This is a genomic window from Catenuloplanes indicus (assembly GCF_030813715.1).
GTDB lineage: Bacteria > Actinomycetota > Actinomycetes > Mycobacteriales > Micromonosporaceae > Catenuloplanes > Catenuloplanes indicus.
Genome location: NZ_JAUSUZ010000001.1, coordinates 934633 through 956362, shown reverse-complemented (window position 1 = coordinate 956362; position 21730 = coordinate 934633). Strand labels below are relative to the sequence as shown.

General features: G+C 72.8%; 18 protein-coding genes and 9 tRNA genes. 20 read left to right on the top strand and 7 right to left on the bottom strand.

Features of this window, described 5'->3' with window-relative positions; translation table 11 throughout:
- Positions 1-42: 42 nt before the first annotated feature.
- Entirely contained in the window at positions 43-459 is a 417-nt protein-coding gene (locus J2S42_RS04565) for a DUF1761 domain-containing protein (RefSeq protein WP_307235502.1), read from the top strand.
- Between the two features lie 176 nt (positions 460-635).
- Here the strand turns inward: J2S42_RS04565 and J2S42_RS04560 are convergent, their stop codons facing one another.
- Together J2S42_RS04560 and J2S42_RS04555 are read right to left on the bottom strand one after the other, a co-directional pair.
- Entirely contained in the window at positions 636-989 is a 354-nt protein-coding gene (locus J2S42_RS04560) for a DUF6204 family protein (RefSeq protein ID WP_307235500.1), read from the bottom strand.
- 59 nt (positions 990-1048) lie between these two features.
- The gene (locus J2S42_RS04555; protein ID WP_307235498.1) at positions 1049-1333 is read right to left on the bottom strand and encodes a hypothetical protein; all 285 of its coding nucleotides are present in this window, start codon (positions 1331-1333) and stop codon (positions 1049-1051) included.
- A 97-nt stretch (positions 1334-1430) separates the two neighbouring features.
- Here J2S42_RS04555 and J2S42_RS04550 point away from each other — a divergent pair, with 97 nt between their 5' ends.
- Positions 1431-2636, top strand: a complete 1206-nt coding sequence (locus J2S42_RS04550) for a pyridoxal phosphate-dependent aminotransferase (RefSeq protein ID WP_307235496.1) — start codon at positions 1431-1433, stop codon at positions 2634-2636.
- A gap of 4 nt (positions 2637-2640) precedes the next feature.
- On the opposite strand, the gene J2S42_RS04545 is transcribed toward J2S42_RS04550, so the two are convergent.
- The gene (locus J2S42_RS04545; RefSeq protein ID WP_307235494.1) at positions 2641-3582 is read right to left on the bottom strand and encodes a hypothetical protein; all 942 of its coding nucleotides are present in this window, start codon (positions 3580-3582) and stop codon (positions 2641-2643) included.
- A gap of 69 nt (positions 3583-3651) precedes the next feature.
- Here J2S42_RS04545 and J2S42_RS04540 point away from each other — a divergent pair, with 69 nt between their 5' ends.
- The 3 genes from J2S42_RS04540 to J2S42_RS04530 all read left to right on the top strand — a co-directional run bounded on the left by J2S42_RS04540 (position 3652) and on the right by J2S42_RS04530 (position 6583).
- The gene (locus J2S42_RS04540) at positions 3652-4158 is read left to right on the top strand and encodes an LURP-one-related/scramblase family protein (protein WP_307235492.1); all 507 of its coding nucleotides are present in this window, start codon (positions 3652-3654) and stop codon (positions 4156-4158) included.
- 223 nt (positions 4159-4381) lie between these two features.
- Positions 4382-5830, top strand: coding sequence for a serine hydrolase domain-containing protein (locus J2S42_RS04535; RefSeq protein ID WP_307235490.1), 1449 nt, complete (start codon positions 4382-4384; stop codon positions 5828-5830).
- A gap of 282 nt (positions 5831-6112) precedes the next feature.
- Positions 6113-6583: a hypothetical protein gene (locus tag J2S42_RS04530; protein WP_307235488.1), complete on the top strand. Its 471-nt coding sequence runs from the start codon at positions 6113-6115 to the stop codon at positions 6581-6583.
- Between the two features lie 9 nt (positions 6584-6592).
- Here the strand turns inward: J2S42_RS04530 and J2S42_RS04525 are convergent, their stop codons facing one another.
- Positions 6593-7516 carry an ADP-ribosylglycohydrolase family protein gene (locus J2S42_RS04525; RefSeq protein WP_307235486.1) on the bottom strand — a complete coding sequence of 308 codons (924 nt, stop codon included), beginning with the start codon at positions 7514-7516 and terminating at the stop codon, positions 6593-6595.
- Between the two features lie 116 nt (positions 7517-7632).
- Between J2S42_RS04525 and J2S42_RS04520 the strand changes: the two genes are divergently transcribed.
- Both J2S42_RS04520 and J2S42_RS04515 read left to right on the top strand, forming a co-directional pair.
- Positions 7633-8166: a DUF4240 domain-containing protein gene (locus J2S42_RS04520; protein ID WP_307235484.1), complete on the top strand. Its 534-nt coding sequence runs from the start codon at positions 7633-7635 to the stop codon at positions 8164-8166.
- On the top strand, positions 8166-8900 hold the full coding sequence (locus J2S42_RS04515) for a hypothetical protein (protein ID WP_307235482.1): 735 nt from the start codon (positions 8166-8168) through the stop codon (positions 8898-8900). The genes J2S42_RS04520 and J2S42_RS04515 overlap by 1 nt, the downstream gene beginning before the upstream one ends.
- A gap of 9 nt (positions 8901-8909) precedes the next feature.
- Here J2S42_RS04515 and J2S42_RS04510 read toward each other — a convergent pair whose 3' ends face one another.
- Positions 8910-9578 (bottom strand): hypothetical protein, encoded by a 669-nt coding sequence (locus J2S42_RS04510; protein WP_307235481.1) that lies wholly within the window; start codon positions 9576-9578, stop codon positions 8910-8912.
- A 346-nt stretch (positions 9579-9924) separates the two neighbouring features.
- Between J2S42_RS04510 and J2S42_RS04505 the strand changes: the two genes are divergently transcribed.
- The 12 genes from J2S42_RS04505 to J2S42_RS04450 all read left to right on the top strand — a co-directional run bounded on the left by J2S42_RS04505 (position 9925) and on the right by J2S42_RS04450 (position 18212).
- Positions 9925-9997, top strand: a tRNA-Trp gene (locus J2S42_RS04505).
- A 68-nt stretch (positions 9998-10065) separates the two neighbouring features.
- Positions 10066-10136: transfer RNA gene (locus J2S42_RS04500), tRNA-Gly, on the top strand.
- Positions 10137-10175: 39 nt separating this feature from the next.
- Positions 10176-10613 carry an HNH endonuclease gene (locus J2S42_RS04495; protein ID WP_307235479.1) on the top strand — a complete coding sequence of 146 codons (438 nt, stop codon included), beginning with the start codon at positions 10176-10178 and terminating at the stop codon, positions 10611-10613.
- 42 nt (positions 10614-10655) lie between these two features.
- Positions 10656-10727, top strand: a tRNA-Gln gene (locus J2S42_RS04490).
- Between the two features lie 92 nt (positions 10728-10819).
- Positions 10820-10914 (top strand) — tRNA-Ser (locus J2S42_RS04485).
- Between the two features lies 1 nt (position 10915).
- Positions 10916-10987: transfer RNA gene (locus J2S42_RS04480), tRNA-Arg, on the top strand.
- A gap of 10 nt (positions 10988-10997) precedes the next feature.
- Positions 10998-11072, top strand: a tRNA-Pro gene (locus J2S42_RS04475).
- A 23-nt stretch (positions 11073-11095) separates the two neighbouring features.
- Positions 11096-11180 (top strand) — tRNA-Ser (locus tag J2S42_RS04470).
- Between the two features lie 27 nt (positions 11181-11207).
- Positions 11208-11280: transfer RNA gene (locus J2S42_RS04465), tRNA-Val, on the top strand.
- Between the two features lie 4 nt (positions 11281-11284).
- Positions 11285-11356: transfer RNA gene (locus J2S42_RS04460), tRNA-Val, on the top strand.
- 371 nt (positions 11357-11727) lie between these two features.
- Complete coding sequence (locus tag J2S42_RS04455) at positions 11728-15321, top strand: S8 family serine peptidase (protein ID WP_307235477.1); 3594 nt, start codon at positions 11728-11730, stop codon at positions 15319-15321.
- A gap of 248 nt (positions 15322-15569) precedes the next feature.
- Complete coding sequence (locus J2S42_RS04450) at positions 15570-18212, top strand: putative bifunctional diguanylate cyclase/phosphodiesterase (protein ID WP_307235475.1); 2643 nt, start codon at positions 15570-15572, stop codon at positions 18210-18212.
- An 18-nt stretch (positions 18213-18230) separates the two neighbouring features.
- Here J2S42_RS04450 and J2S42_RS04445 read toward each other — a convergent pair whose 3' ends face one another.
- On the bottom strand, positions 18231-19607 hold the full coding sequence (locus J2S42_RS04445; protein ID WP_307248616.1) for a nitronate monooxygenase: 1377 nt from the start codon (positions 19605-19607) through the stop codon (positions 18231-18233).
- A gap of 91 nt (positions 19608-19698) precedes the next feature.
- On the bottom strand, positions 19699-20871 hold the full coding sequence (locus J2S42_RS04440) for a cytochrome P450 (protein ID WP_307235473.1): 1173 nt from the start codon (positions 20869-20871) through the stop codon (positions 19699-19701).
- Positions 20872-21054: 183 nt separating this feature from the next.
- Between J2S42_RS04440 and J2S42_RS04435 the strand changes: the two genes are divergently transcribed.
- The gene (locus J2S42_RS04435; RefSeq protein WP_307235472.1) at positions 21055-21726 is read left to right on the top strand and encodes a GbsR/MarR family transcriptional regulator; all 672 of its coding nucleotides are present in this window, start codon (positions 21055-21057) and stop codon (positions 21724-21726) included.
- The last annotated feature ends 4 nt before the right edge of the window (positions 21727-21730 follow it).

The following is a 21730-nucleotide window of genomic DNA, read 5'->3' as shown; positions in this document are numbered from 1 at the left end:
GGCCGGGCCGGCCGGCCCGCCCACCGTCATTCGGAGACACACATGCTCACTGGCCTGGACCCCCTCGCCTGGCTGGGAATCCTCGTCGCGACCGTCGTCAGCGGCGTACTCGCCGGTCTGTACTTCGCCCTGATCGTCCCGAAGCACTACGCCGTCGCGCTGGGCCGGGAGGGCGCGGCGGCGCCGAGGCCGACCCCGCTGTCGAACGCCGGGCCGATCGTCTGCATCCTGATCACGGTGATCACGTCCGCGGTGCTGATCCGTTCGCTGGACGTCACCACGATCGGCGCGGCCGTCGCCTTCGGCGTCCTGATCGGCGTCGGTTACCTGACCGCGATGACCTTCCAGATCGCGATCAACCCGAACTTCCCCAAGCCGTTGCTGTACGGCCTGGTCAACGCCCCGTTCTTCATCGTCTCCAGCACGGTCAGCAGTGTGATCATCACGCTGATCCGCTAGGCGGACGGCTCCGCCGACCGCGGCGACCGCGGGCCGGGTCGCCGCGGAAGGGCTGCCTTCCGCGGCGTCTGGCCCCGGGGTGCGTGCCCTCCGGGTCGACGACGGCGGGGCAGAGCACCGCGGCCGGCACCTCGGGTCATGCCGAATCGCTCATCCGGCGGTCCCTGCCTCCGCGGTCAGGAGCTCTTCGCGGCGGCGCGGCGGCCGCGGGCGCCGAGCGGGGTCCCGGCCGGGTCGACGGCCGCGGCGGTCAGGTTCTTGTAGGCGTAGCCGTGCGCGTCCAGCCACTCGACCGCCAGCAGCTCGCCGCGGGTCGCGGTGACGTCCAGGTCCTCGTCCTCCGGCGCCTCGATCAGGTAACGGAACGTGAAGAACGGGCGGGCGGCCACGTCGTACGCGAGGTAGCCCTCCGGCGTGTACGACGTGTTCAGGAAGTCGTGCTCGGCGGCGGACGCGAGCAGCTCCGCCTTCTGCGCGGCGCTCAGATCGTCGAAGGCACCACGCACGGTCACCCGGATCCCACGGCTCATGCCCGGCACGCTATCCCCGATCCACCGGCGTACGCACCCGAATTATCCGCCGGCACCCGTCAGACGCCCAGGTGCTGCCGGGTCAGCGCGGCGATCGTCTCCACGTGCCCGACACCCGCGCCGTAGTCCGGGTTGCCGTGGGAGAGCATGACCAGGACCAGGTTGGTGCGTTCCCCGGTGATCCGGCCGGCGCTGTTGACGATCCACCGGCCGTGCTCGGTGTCCCGGCTCAGCCAGCCGTTCTTGAAGGTGGCCCGCTCACCCGCGGCCACGGTCGCGTTGACACCCCCGATCGCCGCCCGGGCCCGCATGCTGACGGCCGCCGGCAGATACCCAGGTGTCACCGATGCGATGGACACCGGCGTGACCACGATCGAACGGACGCTCTCCCGCCCCGGCCGGAGGCGTAGTCTGGCCGGGTTCGTCGGGAGGAGATCAGCGGTGAAGCAGGCGCAGCGGCTCAAGAGCGTTCGGTACGACATCCGCGGCCCGGTGCTGCGCCGTGCCCAGGAGCTGGAGGCGGCCGGCCACCGGATCCTGAAGCTGAACCTCGGCAACCCGGCACCGTGGGGCATGAACACCCCCGACCCGATCATGGCGGACGTGGTGCAGAACCTCGGCGCGGCGCAGGGCTACAGCGACGCGCGCGGCATCTACTCCGCGCGGGTGGCGGTCGCGCAGTATTACCAGTCGCGCGGCGTGACCGAGGTGCAGCCGGACGACGTGATGCTCGGCAACGGCGTCTCCGAGCTGATCGTGATGACCATGCAGGCGCTGCTGGACACCGGCGACGAGGTGCTGGTGCCGAGCCCGGACTACCCGCTGTGGACCGGCGCGGTCACGCTCTGCGGCGGGCGGCCGGTGCACTACCGGTGCGACGAGAGCCAGGGCTGGCTGCCGGACCTGGAGCACATGGCCGCGCAGATCACGCCGAACACGCGGGCCATGGTGATCATCAACCCGAACAACCCGACCGGCGCGGTCTACTCGCGCGAGGTGCTGCTCGGCATGCTCGAGCTGGCCCGCAGGCACGGGCTGATGGTGCTCGCGGACGAGATCTACGACAAGATCATCTTTGACGGCGCGGTGCACCACACCGCGGCCGCGCTCGCCCCGGACGTACCCGTTATCAGTATGGGTGGCCTGTCCAAGACCTATCGGGCCGCGGGTTTCCGGTCCGGCTGGCTGGCGATGAGCGGCTTCACCGCGCGGGACACCGAGTACGTCGACGGCCTGCAACTACTGGCGAACATGCGGCTCTGCCCGAACGTGCCGGCCCAGCACGCGGTGCAGACCGCGCTCGGCGGCTACCAGAGCATCGAGCGGCTGATCGAGCCCGGCGGCCGTCTCTACGAGCAGCGCACGCACGCGTGGGGGGCGATCACCGCGATCCCCGGCGTCGACTGCGTGCGGCCGGACGGCGCGCTCTACCTCTTCGCCCGACTCGACCCGGCCGTGCACAAGATCCGCGACGACGAGCAGCTGATAATCGACCTGCTCGAACAGCAGCACCTGCTGCTCTCGCACGGCACCGGCTTCAACCTGGACACGCCCGACCACATCCGGATGGTCTACCTGGCCCCGACCGACGTGCTCGACGACGCGGTCCGCCGGCTCGGCGCGTTCCTCGCCACGTATCACCAATAGGGTTTCAGCTCTGCTGGTAGACGGCGGCGGAGATGCCGCAGTCCGGGTCGTGGAACGCGTAGTGGCAGCCCTCCGCGAACTCGCCCGCGGCGTCCTCGCCGGTCACCTGGCCGAGGTAGAACATGGTGCGGCCGCACCGCGGGCACGCCGGACAGGCCGGGTCCTGGATCCAGTCCGGCGTGCCGCCCAGCGTCGAACCGCCCGCCTCCCACGCGTTGCCCGCGAACGGGGTCGGCCGCCGCGGCCCGGCCCCGAGCGGTGGCGCGGCCGGCAGTTCCCACTCGTCGCCCTCGTGCCCGAGGAAGTCCGGCCGCGGCGGGCCCTCGACGAATCGGCCGTGCGCGGTGAAATAGTCGGTGTAGCACCCGCACCGCACGCAGCAGCCGACCACGACCGCGCCCGATTCCCGGCCCAGGATCTCGGTGGCGCGGGCCGCGTCCAGCTCCAGCAGCCGCCACAGCGTCATGCCGCACCACCCGCAGGACGCGTCGTTCACCGTACCGCCGGAAATGCCCGGTCCTTCGGTGGGGATCAACGCGTATGCGGTGGCGGAGGCGAGGTCACGCCGGCCTCCGTCGGAATCCAGTTCCCAGCCGCCGCCGTGCCCGGCGTGTGCCACCGTGCCGTGGAAATCGGCCGTCCAGGCCGGGCGCTCCGCCGACCAGCGCCGCACCGCCTCGACCGCCGTCGCCGTGCCGCTCACCGCCAGCAGGTACACCAGGCCCGGATCCGCGCCCGCGTCGACCCGCCGCACCAGCTCGGCCGCGGTCTCCTCGGTCATGCCGCGGTAGAGATCCGGCGCGTAGCTCACCCCGGCCTCGGCCAGCCGCAGGTGATAGGGCGCCAGCAGCTCCGGCCGCAGCCGCGCCACCTCGACCAGCGCGGTCGGGTCGTCCTCGATCGCTTCGTCGACCATTCGCCGCAGCGCGTCCGCCGAGATCTCCACCCTCCGGAATCTAGCGGTCCGCACCGGCATTTCTGGCTGGATCCGGCCCGGACGGGTATGACATGGGGCATGTATGTGATTCGTGAGAAGTTCTTCTCCATCGGCGACGACTTCGACGTGCTCGACGCGAACGGCGCCAAGGTCCTGCACGTCGACGGCAAGGTGCTCAGCGTGCGCGACAAGGTGGTGATCGAGGACCTGTCCGGCGAGGAGGTCGCGAGCGTCCACCGCCACCTGGTCTCGCTGCGCCCCACCTACGAGATCCGGATCGGCGGCGAGAAGGCGGCCGAGGTGAAGAAGAAGCTCTTCACGCCGTTCCGGGAGAAGTTCACCATCGACGTCCCCGGGCCGGACGACCTGGAGATGAAGGGCGACCTGCTCGACCACGAGTACGTCATCGAGCGTGGCGGCAGCCGCGTCGCCGAGGTCTCCAAGCGCTGGCTGACCATCCGTGACACCTATGCGGTCGAGGTCGCGCCGGGCGAGAACCCGCTGCTGGTGATCGGTGCCGTGCTCGCGCTCGACCTGGCGCTGGAGCGCGAGGAGAAGAAGAAGGAGAAGAAGGACAAGGACTGAGATCTTCCCGCTTCCGGCGGAGGCTCAGTGTTCACACCGGTTTAGGGGTGGGGGACGGGGCGGCAGCAGGGGCACGCTCCCGCGGGCACCGGTCGTCGCTGGCGCTCCTCCCTGCACGTTGCGCGGGTGGTCACCACAAAACCGGCCGGGTACGACTTTCGTCAGGGGTCGCCCGCGACTATCGGCAGGCGCTTCCGCGGCCGTTGCTCCATAACGTCGACGCGTGCGGAAACTTCTCCTGGTAGCGCTCGCGCTCATCGTGCTCGTCGCCGTTCCCGGACCGGCGTGGAGCCACCCCGGTCGCGGGTTCGGCGGCCCCGGGCCCGCCGGCCACCTCGCCGAGCCGCTGTCCGCGGACGCCGTCGACGCGTACCTGCGGGGCGCACTCGACGCGACCGGCCTGCCCGGACTGTCCGCCGTGGTCACCCACGGCGGACAGGTGGTGCACGCGACCGGCCTCGGGCGTGACTCCACCGGTCGGCCGGTCACCCCGGACACGCCGATGCGGGTCGCCTCGCTCAGCAAGTCGTTCACCGCGGCCGCGGTCCTCTCCCTGGTCGACGAGCGGCGAGTCGCGCTCGACACGCCGGTCGTCACCTATCTACCGGAGTTCCGCACGGCCGACCCGCGGACCGGCCGGATCACCGTGCGGCACCTGCTGCACCACACCTCCGGGCTGTCCGACCGGACGCTCGACATCGGCGCGACCCAGCGCGCCACGACGCTCACCGGCTACCTGGCCGCGCTGCACGACGGCACGCTGACCGGCGAGCCCGGCAGCCGCTTCGAGTACTGCAACGTCAACTACGACGTCGCGGCCCGGCTGGTCGAGGCGGTCGACGGCCGGCCGTTCGCCGACGCGCTGCGGGCGCGGGTCTTCGGGCCGCTCGGCATGGGCGGCAGCACCGTCGGGGACGGGCCCGCGGACGGGTACGTCTCGCTCTACGGCGCCTGGGTGCCGCGCGCCGAACTGCCCGGGTTCCGCGGCGGCGCCGGCGGGGTCGTCACCACCGCGTCCGACATGGGGCGCTGGCTGATCAGCCAGGCCGGGCACGGGCCGCAGGTGCTCACCCCGGACGCGCGGGCCACGCTGCACGGGCCGCCGCCCGGCGAGGACTACGCGATGGGCTGGAGCGTCGAGGTGGAGGAGGGACGGACGCTGCTGGTGCACTCCGGGAACCTCTTCACGTACACGTCGGTCCAGGCGTTCGACCCGGTCACCGGGCACGGTTTCGCGGTCCTGACCAACAGCGCCGCGCTGCACGACGACACGTACGACATCCTGCTCGGCCTCAGCGCGCTGACCGCCGGCCGCACCGCGGACCCGCCCGGCGGCGAACGGCAGCGGATCGACGCGGTGCTCGTGCTGATCGCGGCGCCGGCCGCCGGCCTCGGCATTCTCGGTGCGCTGCGTTCCGGCCGCTGGGCCTGCCGGCGTACCGGCTGGCCGGCCGTGGCGGGCCTGATCTGGCCGCTGCTGCCGGTGGCGGTGTTCGTGACGTCGCCGCAGTGGCTGTCCGCGCTGATGAACGGGCGGGCCGTCACCTGGGCGCAGCTCACCTACTTCCCCGCGTCGCTCACCGCCACGCTCGCGGTCACGGCCGCGGCCGGCCTGGCCGTGGTCGTCGCCCGGCTGACCCGGCTCGCCCGGCGGCCCGGCCGCGATCGGTAGGGTCGGGCGGGTGAGCAACGGCGCGCTGTTGCTCGGCCGCGCTCAATGGACTGTCCCGGAGCGCGATCGGCAGTGGATCGTCCGATCAGGACAGCGTCCGTACGCAGCCGCTCGCCGAGGGGACGGCGAAGGCGCACGTGAGCGCGGTCCTGGTTCGGCTCGGGCCGGCCGACCGGGTCCAGGCGGCGATCCTGGCCCGGTCAGCGGCGGCTCCACCCGTACCCCCGATGGTTTGTGAAAGATCTTGTGTGGCAACGGCTTCCGGCCCTAGGGTCACTGCTCGTGCAAACGACACCGATCGCCATTCCGGGCGTCGCCGGCTGGGTCTCCGTCACGCAGCCGGTGCTGGGCCGCCCCGACGTCATGGTCAACGGGCTGCCCGCCCAGCGGCTCCGGGGCAACGACTTCCTGCTGCCCGGCGAGACCGGCACCCCGCTGCTGGTGAAGCTCAAGCGCGGCGTGGCCGACCCGTTCCCGAACATCCTCACGCACGACGCCACCTATCGCACCGCCCCGCCGCTGCCCGGCTCGCTGAGGGCGCTGGTGCTGCTGCCGATCCTGCTCATCGTGTTCGGTGGGCTGGTCCTCGGCGCGATCTTCGCCGTACCGGCCTTCATCGCCAGCATGCACGTCACCCGCAGCTCCCTCACCCCGGGCCGCAAACTCGCGGCCGTCGCGGCCATCGACGTCGCCGCGTTCCTCGGCCTGATCGCCCTCGTCGCGGTCTTCGTCGCCCTGTCGACCCTCGCGTAGCAGCCGGCTTCATGCGCCGAGCGCGCCGGCCAGCCGGATCAGGGCGGCCTCGTCGAGCGGCGCGGCGCCGGGCATCGGCACGAAGAGCCGGTCGCGCCAACGCCGCGGAATCGCGTCCAGGCCGTACACCGCACCGGCGAGCCCACCGGTCACCGCCGCGATCGTGTCGGTGTCCCCGCCGAGGTCGATCGCCGCGCGGACCGCGTCCGGGAAGGTGCCGGTGGTGCGCAACGCCCAGAGGGCGCAGCCGAGCGTGGGCCAGACCGCGCCGTTGGACTCGGTGGCGTCGCCGGGCTCCCACGACGGGTCCAGCACCGTGGCCCAGCGGTCACGTTCACCGGGGTGCAGCGCGGCGACCGTGGCCGGTACGGCAGCCGGCACGTCGCCACCGGCGACGGCGATCCGGATCAGCTCGTGATAGGCCGCGCAGCCCTCACCGGCCGCCGGGTCACCGTGGGTCAGCGCGGAGAGCGTGCGGCCCGCGGCCATGGTCGCGGCCCGGCCGCGGGCGGCGAAGTGGACGGCGGCCGTGGTCGCGCGCATCAGCGACCCGTTCCCGGCGGCACGCCGGTGCCGCGCGGCATGGTCGGCCGCGGCGCGATCCCAGGGCAGGCCCCCGGTCAGCACGATCTCGGTCTGCAGGCCGATGTCCTTCGGCTCGGCGGCCGCCCACCGCCGGAACCGCGCGAAGACGTCCGCCGGATCGAGACGGCCGCGTTCCAGCAGCGAATCCGCGACCAGCACGGCCATCTGCGTATCGTCGGTCGCCTCACCGGGCTCCCAGCCGCCGCCACCGCACATCTCGTTCGGACCGCCGCCGAGCACCGGGAACCGCGCCGCGAACGCCCCGGCCGGCCCGAACTCGAACGGCGCCCCCAGCGCGTCACCGACCGCCGACCCGACGACCGCCCCGGCCTGCCGCGACCCGCTCACCCCCGCAATCTACCGGTGCTCCACACGGAACCGTCGTCCGCCGCGGCGGCTCCGGCGCGTGCCGCCGTTGGCAGCGGCCGCGGAAAATGTCGGTGGGGGGCGTTAGATTGCGCGGCGTGACTGAGACTGTGCGGGGGCGGGTTCCGGCCGCCGAGGAAGAGGACCGGTTCTGGGCGCTCGTCGAGGGTGCGTGGGCGACGCTGGGGGAGGAGCCGGCCGCGCTGCGGCGGGCGCTGCTGACCCGTGACCCGGCCGGCGACGCGGAGAACGATCTGTATGCGATCGACGCCTGGCTGAACCGCTTCCTGGAGCGGCTGAGCGCGGCGACCGCGGAGCTGACCGCGGCGGAGCTGGTGGCGCTGGACCGGGTCGTCGAGCGCAAGCTGTACGACATCGACCGCCGGGACGTCCACGACGTGACGGACGGTTCGGACGACGGTTTTCTCTACGCCCGCGGGTTCATCGTCGCGCTCGGCCGGGACTACTACGAGACCGTCCAGGCCGACCCGGCCTACGCGGTGCCGGACGCAGAACTCGAGCGCATGTGCTACTTCTTCGCCCACCAGCACCAGGACCGCTTCGACGCCTGGCCCGACACCGACTCCGGCATCTCCCGCGAGACCTGCAGCAACCCGGCGGGCTGGGCCTGATGACCGCGCCCGGCCTGCTCGACCGCTACCACGCGGGTGACCGCGAGCGCGTCTGGCACGAGCTGCGCCAGCTCGGCCGGTCCGTCCGCGACGATCCCGCGCTCGCGGCGGAGGCGCAGGAGGTCTGCGACGAGATGGCCCGCCGCGCGCGGCACAACGTCGAGCTGCTCGTGGCGCGGCTGACCGCGGCCGGCTACCGCTTCCACCACAACGACGACGAGCAGACCCCGGCCACGCCGTACGCGCCACCGACGCCGGACGCGACGGCGTACGCGAACTGGCTGGAGTCCACCTTCGGCGAGATCCCGATGACGCTGCGGTCCTGGATCCGGTACGTCGGCGACGTGTGGCTGGTCGGCACGCACCCGGAGTGGCCGGATTCCAGCTCCGGCGACCCGCTGGTGATCGAGCTGGAGGGTTCGCTGAACCCGCGCTACGGGTCGATGCGCGAGACGCACGAGCGATGCCGGGCACACCACAGACCGGAGTGGGGGCCGTTCGTGCTCGCAGTCGCGCCGGACGCGTTGCACAAGGCCAACACCAGCGGCGGCGACCCGTACGGATTCCTGCTCCCGGACGGCTGTGCCGACGGTTCGTTCCGGGTCGACGCGGCCATGCCGTTCGTCTCCTACCTGAACGTCGTCTTCACCTACGGTGGCTTCCCGGAGATCACCGGCGACGATGCGGAGTGGTCGATCCGGCACGAGCTCAGCATGGACCTGCTGCCGCTGTGAGGCCGGTGGTCAGCCCGCGACGACCAGCGGCGGTGCCGTGCGCAGGCCCGGTGCCACCACCAGCGCGACGTGGGTGCCGTCGGAGCCGGGCAGCGGCTCGTGGCGGGTGATCGGGGTGCCGGGCGCGGGCCAGTCCCACTCGTCCGCGCGGACCGTGCCGGCCAGCGGAGCCGCGGTGTCGCGGACCTCGATCAGCGCGCGGATCAGGTCCGCGTCGTTCCGCCAGCCGGTGTCGCCGAGCAGATCGGTGACCGCGTCGCCGACGAGACGGTGCCGATCGGCGGCGTCGATGGACGGGGCCAGCAGGACCTGGCACAGCGTGCGCATCGCGGCGCCGCGCCACCGGACCGGCTGGTCGCCGCTCGCCGGGGTGCCGGACCTGCGGGCCAGCGCCTTCCCGATCCGGACCAGCGGCCCGGACCGCCACGCCAGGTAGCGGTCCACGATGTCGTCGCCTCCGGTGCCCGCCTCATCACCGGCCGGCCCCGACGCGGTGACCGCGGCACGCAGCGCGGCCAGCTCGGCGCGCACGGCGGCCAGCTCGGCGCGCATCGCGGTCAGTTCGGTGTGCACCGCGGCCAGCTCGGCGTGGGTCGCGGCCGGTGCGGTGTGCGGCGCCGCCGAGCCGGCCCGTGGTGCGTGGTGCCGGTTCCCGCGCATCTGCTTTCTGATCCGCATGATCGGGGACCCTACCAGTCGTTATTCGCGCGCTCCCGGACGTACCGGTGGGATGGGTTCCAAAAAAGGTTGTGCGGGTTGCGCGGGGTCACTAACGTGTATTCCAGCACCGAGCGAGAACGCGACAGAGAGGAAGAGGTGACCGGCGATGACGTGGATGAGCCCCGACATGATGTGGCAGGCACCGCAGAGTCCCGTCGCCATGGCCGGGCGACCCGGTTCATCATTCCGAGGTCACGGCGTTCTTCGCGGCGCGCAGCGCTGGTGCGGCCTGGGGTAGGGATCCCCCGGCATCACCCGCCGCCTGCGTCCGCGACCGGACCGGGCGGCTTTTTCGTGTCGGCATACGGGTGTAGCTCAATCGGTGGAGCAACGGTCTCCAAAACCGTGAGTCGCAGGTTCGAATCCTGTCACCCGTGCGTTTGCCGTGCGCATTTGAATGCGTACGGAATGGTCGTTGAAAATTCCACAGCGGATGGTTTTCCATGCGGTTGTAGCACAACGGCAGTGCGGCTGCTTGCCATGCAGCAGACCGGGGTTCGACTCCCCGTAACCGCTCTCGACAGCAGATCAATGACGACATGAAGGGAGGATCCGGTGGACGTGCTGGTGCTGAACGCCGACCTCGGCCCGTTGCACCGGGTCAGTCTCCGCCACGCGGTGCGGATGCTGGTGCGCCGCGTGGCGGAGGTTCACGAGTCGCGGCCCGACACGCAGATCGGCGTGTGGCCGGTCCCGACCGTGGTGCGGCTGGTCTCCTACGTGGTGACCCGCTGGCGCCACTCGCGTGGCCCGGCCTGGTCCCGGGGCGGGGTGCTGGTCCGGGACGGCCGGCGCTGCGCCTACTGCGGCGGCCACGCCTCGACCATCGACCACGTCATGCCCCGCTCGCGCGGCGGCCGCAACGCGTGGTCCAACACCGTCGCCGCGTGCGGCGCGTGTAACCAGCGCAAGGGTGATCGCACGCCGGCCGAGGCGCGCATGCCCCTGCGATTCCGGCCGGCCGCCCCCACCTGGGCGGTCCTGGCCAGGTGACTCCCCGGGCCGCCGGTTCAGGCGGCGGCCCGGGAGTCCCGATGCGGGCTGGTGCAACCGGCAGCACACCCGGCTCTGACCCGGGCGATGGAGGTTCGAATCCTCCGCCCGCAGCGCACGACAGTGATTAACCGCAGGCGGGCCGGCTGCCCGGCCGCCCCTCATAAGGGCGGATTGCCCGGTTCGACACCGGGGCCTGCGACGACGGAGAGTTGGCCGAGCGGTCCAAGGCGGCGGTTTGCTACACCGCAGCAGGGGTGCGACACCTCTGCCGAGGGTTCGAATCCCTCACTCTCCTCCACGCCTCTGTAGCTCAGCGGATAGAGCGCCGGCCTACGAAGCCGGATGCGGAAGTTCGATTCTTCCCAGAGGCACGGTACGCAACGGGATGTGGCGCAGCACGGTCAGCGCACTCGGCTGGGGGCCGAGGGGCCGCCGGTTCGAATCCGGCCATCCCGACGAGCGGGCACGCGCCCGCGGATGGAGACGCCAGCCGACCGGCGCCGGCCACCGTCTCGAAAACGGTTGGGGGTAACACCCGTGGGCGTTCGACTCGCCCCGTCTCCGCAACGCACGTTCCGATAGCTCAGCCGGGTTCCGATAGCTCAGCCGGGAGAGCGCCGCCCCGACGTGGCGGAGGTCTCCGGTTCGAGTCCGGCTCGGAACACGACGCCCGTATGGCTCAGCGGAAGAGCGCCGCTTTCACACGGCGGAGGCCCCAGGTTCGATCCCTGGTGCGGGCACGATGACCGTAGCTCAGGTGGTGGAGGGCCCGGCCGACCGGACGCGGACCGGGAGGCGCGGTGCGGATCGCTCGAATCCGGCCGGTCATCCTTCGGAGAACCATCCGCCGTGGACTCGCCGCAGGCAGGGCCCGGCGCCCCGGCCCCGTAGCGTCTGTGCGGCACCGACATGTCGGAGACGGATTCGGCCGATCCGGCCGATGTGGCCCCGGGCGCGGTGGGAGTGCTTGCCGAGCATGCCGGGTGCGATGACGGGGGGCGGATCATCGTCAGACCGGACAAGTCCACCTGATACGGGCTGTTGATCACAACGTAATCGAAGCTCCTCATAGTGAGCGGTGCTCGGTTCATCGATCATCCGCGAGGTTTCGTTGTCACTGTCACGCTTGCGTGGGCTGGGGCTCGTCGCGCTGACCGCCAGCTCGGTCGCGTTCGTCCCCCCGGCCGCCCATGCCGCCCCGTCCGCGCCGCCACCCCGGAGCGCCCCGGCCGCCACCGTCACCCTGATCACCGGCGACACCGTGACCGTCGGTGCCGACGGCGGCGTTCAGGTCCGTGACCGCGCGGGCCAGCCGGCCGGCTACCTGTCGAACGTCAAGGACGGCGACACGTACGTCTACCCGCACGGTGCTTTCCGGCACCTGGCCTCCGGTCTGCTCGACGAGGACCTGTTCAACGTCACCGAACTGGTGGCCGACGGCTACGACGACGCGCACAGCGCCGGCATCCCGCTGATCGTCACCTACGCCGACCCGGCCGCCACCATGCGTACCGCGGCGCTGCCCGGCACCACCGCGGTCCGGCCGCTGGACAGCATCGGCGGCGCCGCGCTGACCGCGGACCGGTCCGGCCGGTTCCTGGACTCCGCGACCGGCGCGCGATCGGCCTCGGCGGTCACGAAGATCTGGCTGGACGGCAAGGCCGAGGCCGCGCTGGCCGACAGCACCGCGCAGATCGGTGCGCCGGAGGTCTGGCAGCGGGGCAACACCGGTACCGGCGTCGACGTCGCCGTGCTCGACACCGGGATCGACACCGAGCACCCGGACCTGGCCGGCGCGGTCGCCGCGACCGCGTCCTTCGTGCCCGGCGAGTCGGTCGAGGACGGCATGGGCCACGGCACCCACGTCGCGTCCACGATCGCCGGCAGCGGTGCCGCGTCCGGCGGCAAGGAGCGCGGCGTCGCGCCGGGCGCCCGCCTGCACGTCGGTAAGGTGCTCGACAACGGGGGCACCGGCCAGGAGTCGTGGATCATCAGCGGCATGGAGTGGGCGGTCCGCGAGCAGCGCGCCCGCATCGTCAGCATGAGCCTCGGCGGCGACCCGACCGACGGTACGGACCCGATGAGCGTGGCCGTGAACCAGCTCAGCGCGGAGACCGGCGCGCTGTTCGTCATCGCGGCCGGCAACGCGGGCCCGCGCCCGTCCACCGTGGGCACGCCGGGCGCCGCCGACGCGGCGCTGACCGTCGGCGCCGTGGACGGCAACGACCTGCTCGCCGACTTCTCGAGCCAGGGGCCACGGGCCGGCGACCGGGCGCTCAAGCCCGACCTGACCGCGCCCGGCGTGAACATCCTGGCCGCCCGGTCCCGCCTCAGCGAGACCGGCGAGGGGTCCTACCTGTCGATGAGCGGCACGTCGATGGCCACGCCGCACGTCGCCGGCGCCGCGGCCCTGGTCGCCGCCGCGCACCCCGAGTTGAAGGGGCAGCAGCTCAAGGACGCGCTGGTCAGCACGACCAAGGGCACCCCGGACCTGACCGCCTACCAGGGCGGGACGGGCCGGCTCGACGCCGCCGCGTCGGTGAGCGCCACGGTCTTCGCGACCGGGTCGGTCAACTTCGGATATCCGTCCTATCCCGCGCCGGCCGGCCCGGTCGACCGGGAGATCACCTACACCAACATCGGCGCGACGCCGGTGACGCTCGAGCTGGCCTCCTCGCTCGACCTGGTCACCCTGTCGGCGACGCGGGTCACCGTCCCGGCCCGCGGCACCGCCTCGGTGACCGTGACGACGTCGTTCGACCGGGTGCCGGCCGAGCAGACCTTCGCCGGCTACGTGACCGCGACCGGCGGGCTGCGGACCTCCGTCGGTGGTGGCAAGGAGGGCGCCCGCCATCAGCTCGCGCTGCGCGGCCGGGACCGGAGCGGCAAGCCGCTCGGCGGCGTGGTCGTCGTGCTGAGCCGGAACCGGACGGTCATCCAGATGATCGACGAGACGGGGGCGCTCGACCTGCGGCTGCCGGAGGGCACGTACACCGCCTACCTGACCGGCGACGTCGAGGGGGTCCACGGGCCGAGCTCGATGGGCCTGGCCGTCCTCCCGGTGACCGGTATCGCGCTGAACGGGGACCGCACGGTGGTCTTCGACGCGGCCAAGGCCCGCCGGCTGACCGCGACCACCCCGCAGCCGTCCACGGTGGTCGCGTCCCGGTTCACGCTCGTCCGGGACATCACCGGCGGCAACCCGTGGCTGGACGCGTGGTACCCGGGACCGCAGTACGACAGCGTCTGGGTGCTGCCGACCGGCAAGGTGCCGGACGGAACCCTGACCGCGTCGGCACGCTGGCGTCTCGCCCAGCCCGAACTGACCGTCGCCGGCTACGACGACCTGCGGGTGCGGCACGGCGCGACGCCGTTGCCCTCCACCGTGCGCAGCCTCGACGCGGTGCTGGGCGGCGCCGTGCGTGGCAAGGCGCTGGTCGTCCGGGCCGGCGGCGAGACCTCGATCGAGGAGCGGGCGGCCGCGGCGGCCGCGGCGGCCGCGGCGGGCGCCAAGCTGCTGCTCGTGGTCAACGACGGTCCGGGGCGCCTCGAGCCCTGGCCGGGTTCGGTGTGGATGCCGACGGATCCGCCACCGGTCACCGTCGCCACCCTCACCCGCGACGAGGGCGAGAAACTCATCGCCCGCATCCAGCGCGAGCGCGGCGTGCGGCTGGACGTCACCTCGCACCCGGTCCCCGAGTACGCGTACGACCTGGTCACCGACTACGTCGGCGCGGTGCCGGCGGACCTCACCTACCGGGCCACGTCGGGCAATCTGGCCCGGGTCGACATGTCGTTCGACAACTGGCGGCCGGGTCGCGCGATCGAGCAGCGCTCCGAGATCGATTCGCTCGGGCTGGCGATGTTCCTGGACTACGCCGAGGCTCCGGCCCGCGGTGACCGCACGGACTGGGTCACCGCCGGGCGGAAGTGGATCTCCAACGTGGTGATCCCGGGGGAGCAGGCCCAGCACACCGCGCCGACCGCGTACCGCGCCGGTTCGGTGAACCGGCAGCGGTGGTTCGGCCCGGTGCAGCGGCCCCGCCTGGTGGACGAGCCCGACGGCCTCAACATCTTCCGCCAGGAGGGTGGCTGGTTCTTCGCCAACATCCCCGGCTGGGGCGACTCGGGCGCCGCACACGCGGGGCACACCGGCGAGAACCCGGGCGCGGACAACCGGCTCTCCCTCTATCAGGGCGACAAGCTGGTGAGCACCACCGACCGGTACGACCCGCTGCTGGTCGCCGGCCCGCTGCCGGCACCGGCGCTGCCCTACCGGCTGGTGTCGGAGAACAACCGGGACGCGTGGGCCGGGCCGTACTCGACCAGCACCCGCACCGAGTGGTCGTTCACCTCCGGTGACGTGCAGCCGGGGACGGTGGTCAGCCCACCGCTGATCCAGCTCGACTACGACGTGGACACCGACCGCGACGGCCGGGCGAGACGGACCTTCGACCTGACGATCGCCACGTCAACCCTCGCCACGGCGACCGACCCCGGCACGGTACGGACGGTCACGCTCGACGTCTCGTACGACGACGGCGCCACCTGGCACCGGGTGACGCTCCGCCGGCAGCCGAACGGCTGGAGCACCCGGATCGCCGCGCCCCGGACGGCCCGGTTCGTCACGGTGCGCACCAGTGCCCGCGACACCCGGGGCAACACGGTCGAACAGCTCATCACGCGGGCGTTCGGCCTGCGGTGAGCCGGGCAGCGGCTCGGGCGCCGGGCGCGCGCCCGGGCCGCTGCGCGCGAACCACCGGCCGTACTCGACGCGGCCGTGCCGCGGGCAGGCGACCCGGCAGACCGGGGCAGCGATCCGGGCCCTCGCCGCGCCGTCGCCCGGCGTCCGCCTCCGTGATTCGGCGCCGCCGGCCCGGGAAAGGGACGGCCGGTCGCTTTCCGGATCCCGGAACGCGTCAGGACGCGCCTGAGCCTGCCGATGGGGAAGGCATGACAGGCAGGAGCGGCCGCACCGGTTACCTGGTGGGGCTCGCGGTGCTGAGCGCGGTCTACTACGTGTGGCCGGCGTGGCGGGTGGAGTCGTGGGCGCTGCTCGGGCTCGGCGGCGTGGGTGCGATCGTGGCCGGGGTCCGGCTGCACCGCCCGGCGCGGTGGCCGGCGTGGCTGCTGATCGCGGCCGCGCTGCTGGTGTTCGTCACCGGCGACACGATCAACAACACCTACCTCGCGCTGAACGTGCAGCCGCCGTATCCGGGCGTCGCGGACGTGCTCTACCTGCTGGTCTACCTGCTGCTCGGCGTCGGCCTGCTGCTGCTCGTGCGCACCGCCGGGCCCGGCGACCGGAACCGGGCCGCGCTGCTCGACGCGCTGGTGCCCACGGTCAGTTTCGGGCTGCTCACCTGGGTGTTCCTGGTCGCGCCGTACGCGCGGGCCACCGATCTGAGCGCGGTCGAGAAGTCGCTGTCCGTGGCGTACCCGGTGGGTGACGTGTTGTCCCTGGGTCTGCTGTTCCGGCTGCTGGTGGCGCCGGGGCGCAAGCCGGCCGCGGTGCGGCTGCTGACCGTGGCCATCGCCGGGCTGCTCTTCTCGGACATCGTGTACAGCCTCGCCCGGCTGGACGCGACCTGGGCGATCGGCGGCCCGGTCGACCTGGGCTGGATCGCGATGTACGGCTGCGCCGGGCTGGCCGCGCTGCACCCGTCGATGGCCGCGGTCCCGGGCGAACCGGCCGACGAGCCGGACCTCGGCCCGCGGGCCGCGCTGCGCCGGCTGGTGCTGCTCACCGGCGCCGCGCTGATCGCACCGGCGGTGCTGCTGCTGCAGTACATGCACGGCGAGGTGGTCGACGCGCCGATCATCGCGGCCGCGGCCGGGCTGATGTTCGTGCTGGTGATGGCGCGCGTCTACGGGCTGATGACGGAACGCACCGCGCTGGCCGCGGAGGTGAGCCGGCGGGAGGGGGAGGCGTACTTCCGCACGCTGATCCAGAGCGCGTCGGACGTGATCCTGATCGTCGGCGCCGACGCGCGGATCCGTTACGCCAGCCCGTCCGCGGCCGTCCTGCTCGGCTACCCGGACCTGGCCGGGACACCGCTGCACGACATCATCGCGGACACCCATCACGAGACGCTGCGCCTGGCGGAGCGCGGCCGGGTGAACGGCGTGGACCTGATCGCGGTCCGCGCCGACCGGTGCCTGCTGCAGGTGGAGTGCGCGGTCCGTGACCTGCGGGACGATCCGACGGTACGTGGCCTGGTGCTCACCCTGCGGGACGTGACCGAGCGGCGCCGGCTGGAGAACGACCTGGCCCATCAGGCGTTCCACGACAGCCTGACCGGGCTCGCGAACCGGGTGCTGTTCCGGGACCGGCTGGAGCAGTCGTACGCGCGCGCCGAGCTGGCCGGGACCGGCATCGGCGTGCTCTTCGTCGACCTGGACGACTTCAAGGAGGTCAACGACACGCTCGGGCACGCGGTCGGCGACCAGGTGCTGATCAGCGTGGCCGAGCGGATCGCGGCCGCGGTCGGGCCGGACGACCTGGCGGCGCGGATGGGCGGCGACGAGTTCGCGATCCTGGTCGCGGACGCGGACGGGCCCGGCGGCGCCGAGGACCTGGCCGCGCGAGTGATCGCCGCGCTGCGGGCGCCGGTCGAGGTCAGCGACGGTCTCGGCGGCCGGTTCGCGGCCAGCGGCGCGGCCAGCATCGGCGTGGCCACCAGCGCGGGCGCGAGCACGCCGACGGAGTTGCTGCGGCACGCGGACCTGGCGCTCTACCTGGCCAAGGGCGCCGGGAAGGGAGACTGGAAACGGTACCGGCCGGATCTGCAGACCGCGATGATCGAACGGTCCGCGCTGCGGCAGGCGCTGCACGAGGCGGTCGAGCGGGAGCAGTTCGTGCTGCACTACCAGCCGATCGTGGACCTGCTGGCCGGTGCGGTGGTCGGGGTGGAAGCGCTGGTGCGCTGGCAGCACCCGGAGCGCGGGCTGCTCGGCCCGTACCACTTCATCGAGCTGGCCGAGGAGAGCGGCGCGATCGTCGGAATCGGTGGATGGGCGCTGCGCGAGGCGCTGCACCGGTGCGTCCGGTGGCAGCGGGACGACCCGGCGGCCGCACCGGCGTACGTCAGCGTGAACGTGTCCGCGCGCCAGTTCCGCCGCCCGGACTTCGTCGGCCAGGTCCGCGCCGCGCTGGACGGCACCGGGGCGGCACCGGCCGCGCTGCTGCTGGAGATCACCGAGAGCCTGGTGCTGCACGACACCGAGCAGGTGCTCGCGGACCTGCGCGAGCTGCGCGGGCTCGGCGTCCGGATCGCGATCGACGACTTCGGCACCGGCTACTCGTCGCTGAGCTACCTGCGGCACCTCCCGGTCGACGTCCTGAAGATCGACAAGTCCTTCATCGACGACGTCGTGCACAGCGACCGGCAGGCCGCACTGGTCGCCGCGATCGTCACGCTCGCCCGCGACCTCGGCCTGACCGTGGTCGCCGAGGGCATCGAGGACGCCGGCCAGCGCGCCGCGCTGATCGGCATGGGCTGCCCGTACGGTCAGGGTTATCTGTTCTCCAAGCCGGTCCCGCCGGAGCAGGTGCCGGCCACGATCACGGCCACGGTCGCCGCGGTGGACTCGTGAGCGCGTCCCGCCGGGCCGTCAGGTGCGCAGCAGGTAGCGGACGACGTCGGCCGCGCCGTAGTCCGCGGTCAGCCGGGACAGGAACCCGAGATCCTGGCCGAGTGTGACCAGCGGCGGTTCCGGGTGTCCGCCGGGCCGCGTCTGTGCCAGGCCGGCCGTGGCCATCAGGCCGTTGCACAGGCAGCGGCTGCCGTCGGTGTCCCCGGCCGCGCCGCCCTTGCGCACGTACTCCTCGACCGGCTCCGCCGGGCAGCGGTAGCCGACCGCGCCGTTCTCCCGCCGGTACGGCGTGCGCAGATAACTCAGATCGCACATCCGGGGCCGGGCCGCGTACACCCGCTCGTCGGCGGCGGTCCCGGGCAGCGACGCGGTCTTGAAGGGGAATCCGGTCGGCGACGCCCGCACGTCGTTGCGCACGGTCAGCGTGCCCGCGGCTGTGTCGTCGCGGAGCCGCCGCTTCAGACCGTCGTCCAGCGCGGACTCCCGGCACAGCGCGAACGCGCTGCCGACCTGGACCCCGGCCGCGCCCGCACGTTTCGCCGCGGCCAGGTACTCCGGGCCGCACTGGCCGCCGGCCAGCCAGAACGGCAGACCGAGAGCGACCATCGCGGGTACGTCGACGCGGTCCCGGGCGCCGTAGACCGGTTCGCCGTCGTCGTCCAGGACCAGCCGGCCCCGGGGACGCGCGCTGTGCCCGCCGGCGACCGGGCCCTCCAGCACGAACCCGTCCGGCCGGGTCGCCGCGTCCCGCGCGAGGTACGCGGCCAGCGTGGCGGACGAGACGATCGCCAGGAACCGCGGCCGGTGCAGCGGTCCAGCGGCCTCGCCGAGCACCTCGGCCGGGTCGAGCGTGACGTGGTGGTCCTCGTCCGGCAGTGCGCCGTGCACGGTCACCGGCAGCGTCGCGCGCCGTCCGGCCGCCAGCGTGCCGAGCAGCCGCGGGATCTCCGTGGGCAGTCCGGCCCCCATCAGCACGTAGTCGACACCGGCCAGCATCGCCCCGTACACCGCCGCCGGCGTGCAGGTCTGGATCTTCTCCAGATAGTTGACGCCGACCACCCCGTCGTGCCCCTCCTTGGCCAGGAACACCTCGGCGAAGTTGGCGATCACGGTCAGCAGCTGCGCCTGCAGCCGCTGCCGCAGCCCGAGCTTCGGCACCGGCCGCATCGGCTGCCCCGCCGGCACACCACCGGCCACGTAGTACCGGTCGAGCACCACCGTGGCCAACGCCGGAACCGGGAACGCCGCCAGCGCCCGCCGCAGATGCCCGCCCTCGTCCCCGCGCTGCAGCCGCCGGGCGAGCTGCGCGTCGAGCGCCACGCCGGAGACCACGCCGAGCTGCCCGGCCTCGGCCACCGCGCGAGCCAGCCGCCAGCCGGAGACACCGACACCCATGCCACCCTGGATCACCGACGGGATCTCTGTCTTCGCCACGCCCGTAGCCTGCGTGAGTCCCGGCCGGTGCGGACAGGGCCGAAGGTCCCCGTCACGGGGTCCAGGTGACCGGCAGGCTCTTCACGCCGTAGACGTCCGCGGTCTCCGGGCGTAGCGTGACCGGGCCGGCCAGGCGCAGCGTGGGGAAGCGGCCGAACAGCGCGGTGAACGCGACCCGCATCTCCACCCGGGCCAGCTGCTGGCCCAGGCACTGGTGGATGCCGTGGCCGAACGCGAGGTGCCCGCCCTGCTGCCGGCCCACGTCGAGCGTGTGCGGGTCGGTGAAGCGCTCCGGGTCGTGGTCGGCCGTGTGGTACGACAGCACGACCGTGGTGCCGGCCTCGACGAGCTGGCCGCCCAGCTCGACGTCCTCCAGCGCGGTCCGCCAGAACGTCTTCGCCACGGTCAGGTAGCGCAGCAGTTCCTCGACGCCGCGGTCCGGGGCGGCGCGCATCGCGGCGAGCTGCGCCGGGTTCTCCAGCAGCGCGTACGTGCCCAGCGACAACATGTTCGTGGTGGTGTCCAGCCCGGCCGCGAGCAGCAGCAGGCTGATCCCGCGCAGCTCCTCGTCGGTCAGGTCGCCGGTGGTCAGTTCGCTGAGGATGTCGTCGGTCGGGTGCGCGCGCTTCGCGGCGACCAGCTCGTCCAGGTAGTGCTGGGTCGCGGTGTACGCCGCGACCAGTTCCTCCTCGGTGGTCTCGCCGCCCATGAACGCGTCCACCTGCTCCTGGAACCGGCCGCGGTCCGTGTACGGCACGCCGAGCAGCTCGCAGATCACGATCGCCGGGATCGGCTTCGCGAACGCGGTCACCACATCGGCCGGGGGCCCGGTCCGCTCCATCTCGTCCAGGCAGGCCGTGGTGACCTCCTCGATCCGTTCGGCCAGCAGCCGCATGCGGCGTACCGTGAACCGGCCCTGCAGCCGTTTGCGGTAGCGCCCGTGCTCCGGCTCGTCGGTCATCAGGAACTCGCCGGGCGGCGCCGGTGGAATGGTGAAGTCGCCGACGTTGATCAGGTCCTTCCGCGCGCTGAACCGCGGGTCGGCCAGCACCGACCGGACCAGGTCGAAGCCGGTGACCAGCCAGCCGGGCTTGCCGTAGTCGTGCGTGAACCGGCTGATCGGCCCGTGCCGGCGTGCCTCGGTGAACTCGGCCGGCGGGTCGAAGGGACGGCCGGGCCGGCGCTCCTTCGGCGTCCCGGTGACGGTGTGCACGGATCCGCTCATGACGATCCCCCAGTCGCGATAGTACGCGTTCGCAGATGGCAAAACGCTATGGCGGCCGCCGACGTCAGGTCAATGTCGATGGAGGCAAAATCGCAGTTCAGAGGCAATAAATCGGTGCAATGACGCTGTCGCCGAACGCAATGTCTCGTTGCAATGTATGGCGTCGAAGGCAACACTGGTGGCATGCCAGGGGGACGGTTGACCGCGCAGGAGCGCCGGAGCATCGCGGCCGGTCTCGAGGGCCGGCTCAGCTACGCCGAGATCGCCCGGCGGCTCGGGCGCCCGACGTCGACGATCAGCCGCGAGGTGGCCCGCAACGGCGGCCCCGCCCGCTACCGTCCACAGTGGGCGCAGCGGGCGACGGCCCGGCGGACGCGGCGCGGCACGCCGGTGCCGCCGCCGGCCACCGCGCCCGGCGGCGCGGCGGTGCAGGCGATCGTCGAGATGGCGGTCCGGTCCGGCCTGCCGCGGATCACCGCGCGGGTGCACGTCGACCTGCTGATGGCCGAGGGTGGTCGGCGCACCGCGGCGGAGCTGGCCGGCCGCCTCGGCGTCAGCCCGGCGTCCGTCTCCGCCTCGGTCAACTTCCTGATCGACAGCGGTTACGTCCGGCGCGAGCACGACCCGCAGCGCCGGCGCGACGTCTACGTGGTCGACGACGACGCCTGGTACCGCTCCGTGGTGATCAGCGCGCTGCAGACGATCGACGCGGCGCGGGCGGCGACGGCCGCGGCGGCGGAGCTGAGCCCCGGCAGCCCGGTGCGCGACCGGCTGTCCAAAGTGGGCACCTTTCTGGAGCGGGTGATGACGGACAGCATGGCGTCGGCGGACCGCTGGCGCCCGCTGCTGACGTGACGCG

What these genes read in the sequence shown, in the direction of transcription:
- J2S42_RS04565 (WP_307235502.1), top strand. Translation starts at nt 43, where the DNA reads ATGCTCACTGGCCTGGACCCCCTCGCCTGGCTGGGAATCCTCGTCGCG.
- J2S42_RS04560 (WP_307235500.1), bottom strand. Translation starts at nt 989, where the DNA reads ATGAGCCGTGGGATCCGGGTGACCGTGCGTGGTGCCTTCGACGATCTG.
- J2S42_RS04540 (WP_307235492.1), top strand. Translation starts at nt 3,652, where the DNA reads ATGTATGTGATTCGTGAGAAGTTCTTCTCCATCGGCGACGACTTCGAC.
- J2S42_RS04515 (WP_307235482.1), top strand. Translation starts at nt 8,166, where the DNA reads ATGACCGCGCCCGGCCTGCTCGACCGCTACCACGCGGGTGACCGCGAG.
- J2S42_RS04510 (WP_307235481.1), bottom strand. Translation starts at nt 9,578, where the DNA reads ATGCGGATCAGAAAGCAGATGCGCGGGAACCGGCACCACGCACCACGG.
- J2S42_RS04450 (WP_307235475.1), top strand. Translation starts at nt 15,570, where the DNA reads ATGACAGGCAGGAGCGGCCGCACCGGTTACCTGGTGGGGCTCGCGGTG.
- J2S42_RS04445 (WP_307248616.1), bottom strand. Translation starts at nt 19,607, where the DNA reads ATGGGTGTCGGTGTCTCCGGCTGGCGGCTGGCTCGCGCGGTGGCCGAG.
- J2S42_RS04440 (WP_307235473.1), bottom strand. Translation starts at nt 20,871, where the DNA reads ATGAGCGGATCCGTGCACACCGTCACCGGGACGCCGAAGGAGCGCCGG.
- J2S42_RS04435 (WP_307235472.1), top strand. Translation starts at nt 21,055, where the DNA reads ATGCCAGGGGGACGGTTGACCGCGCAGGAGCGCCGGAGCATCGCGGCC.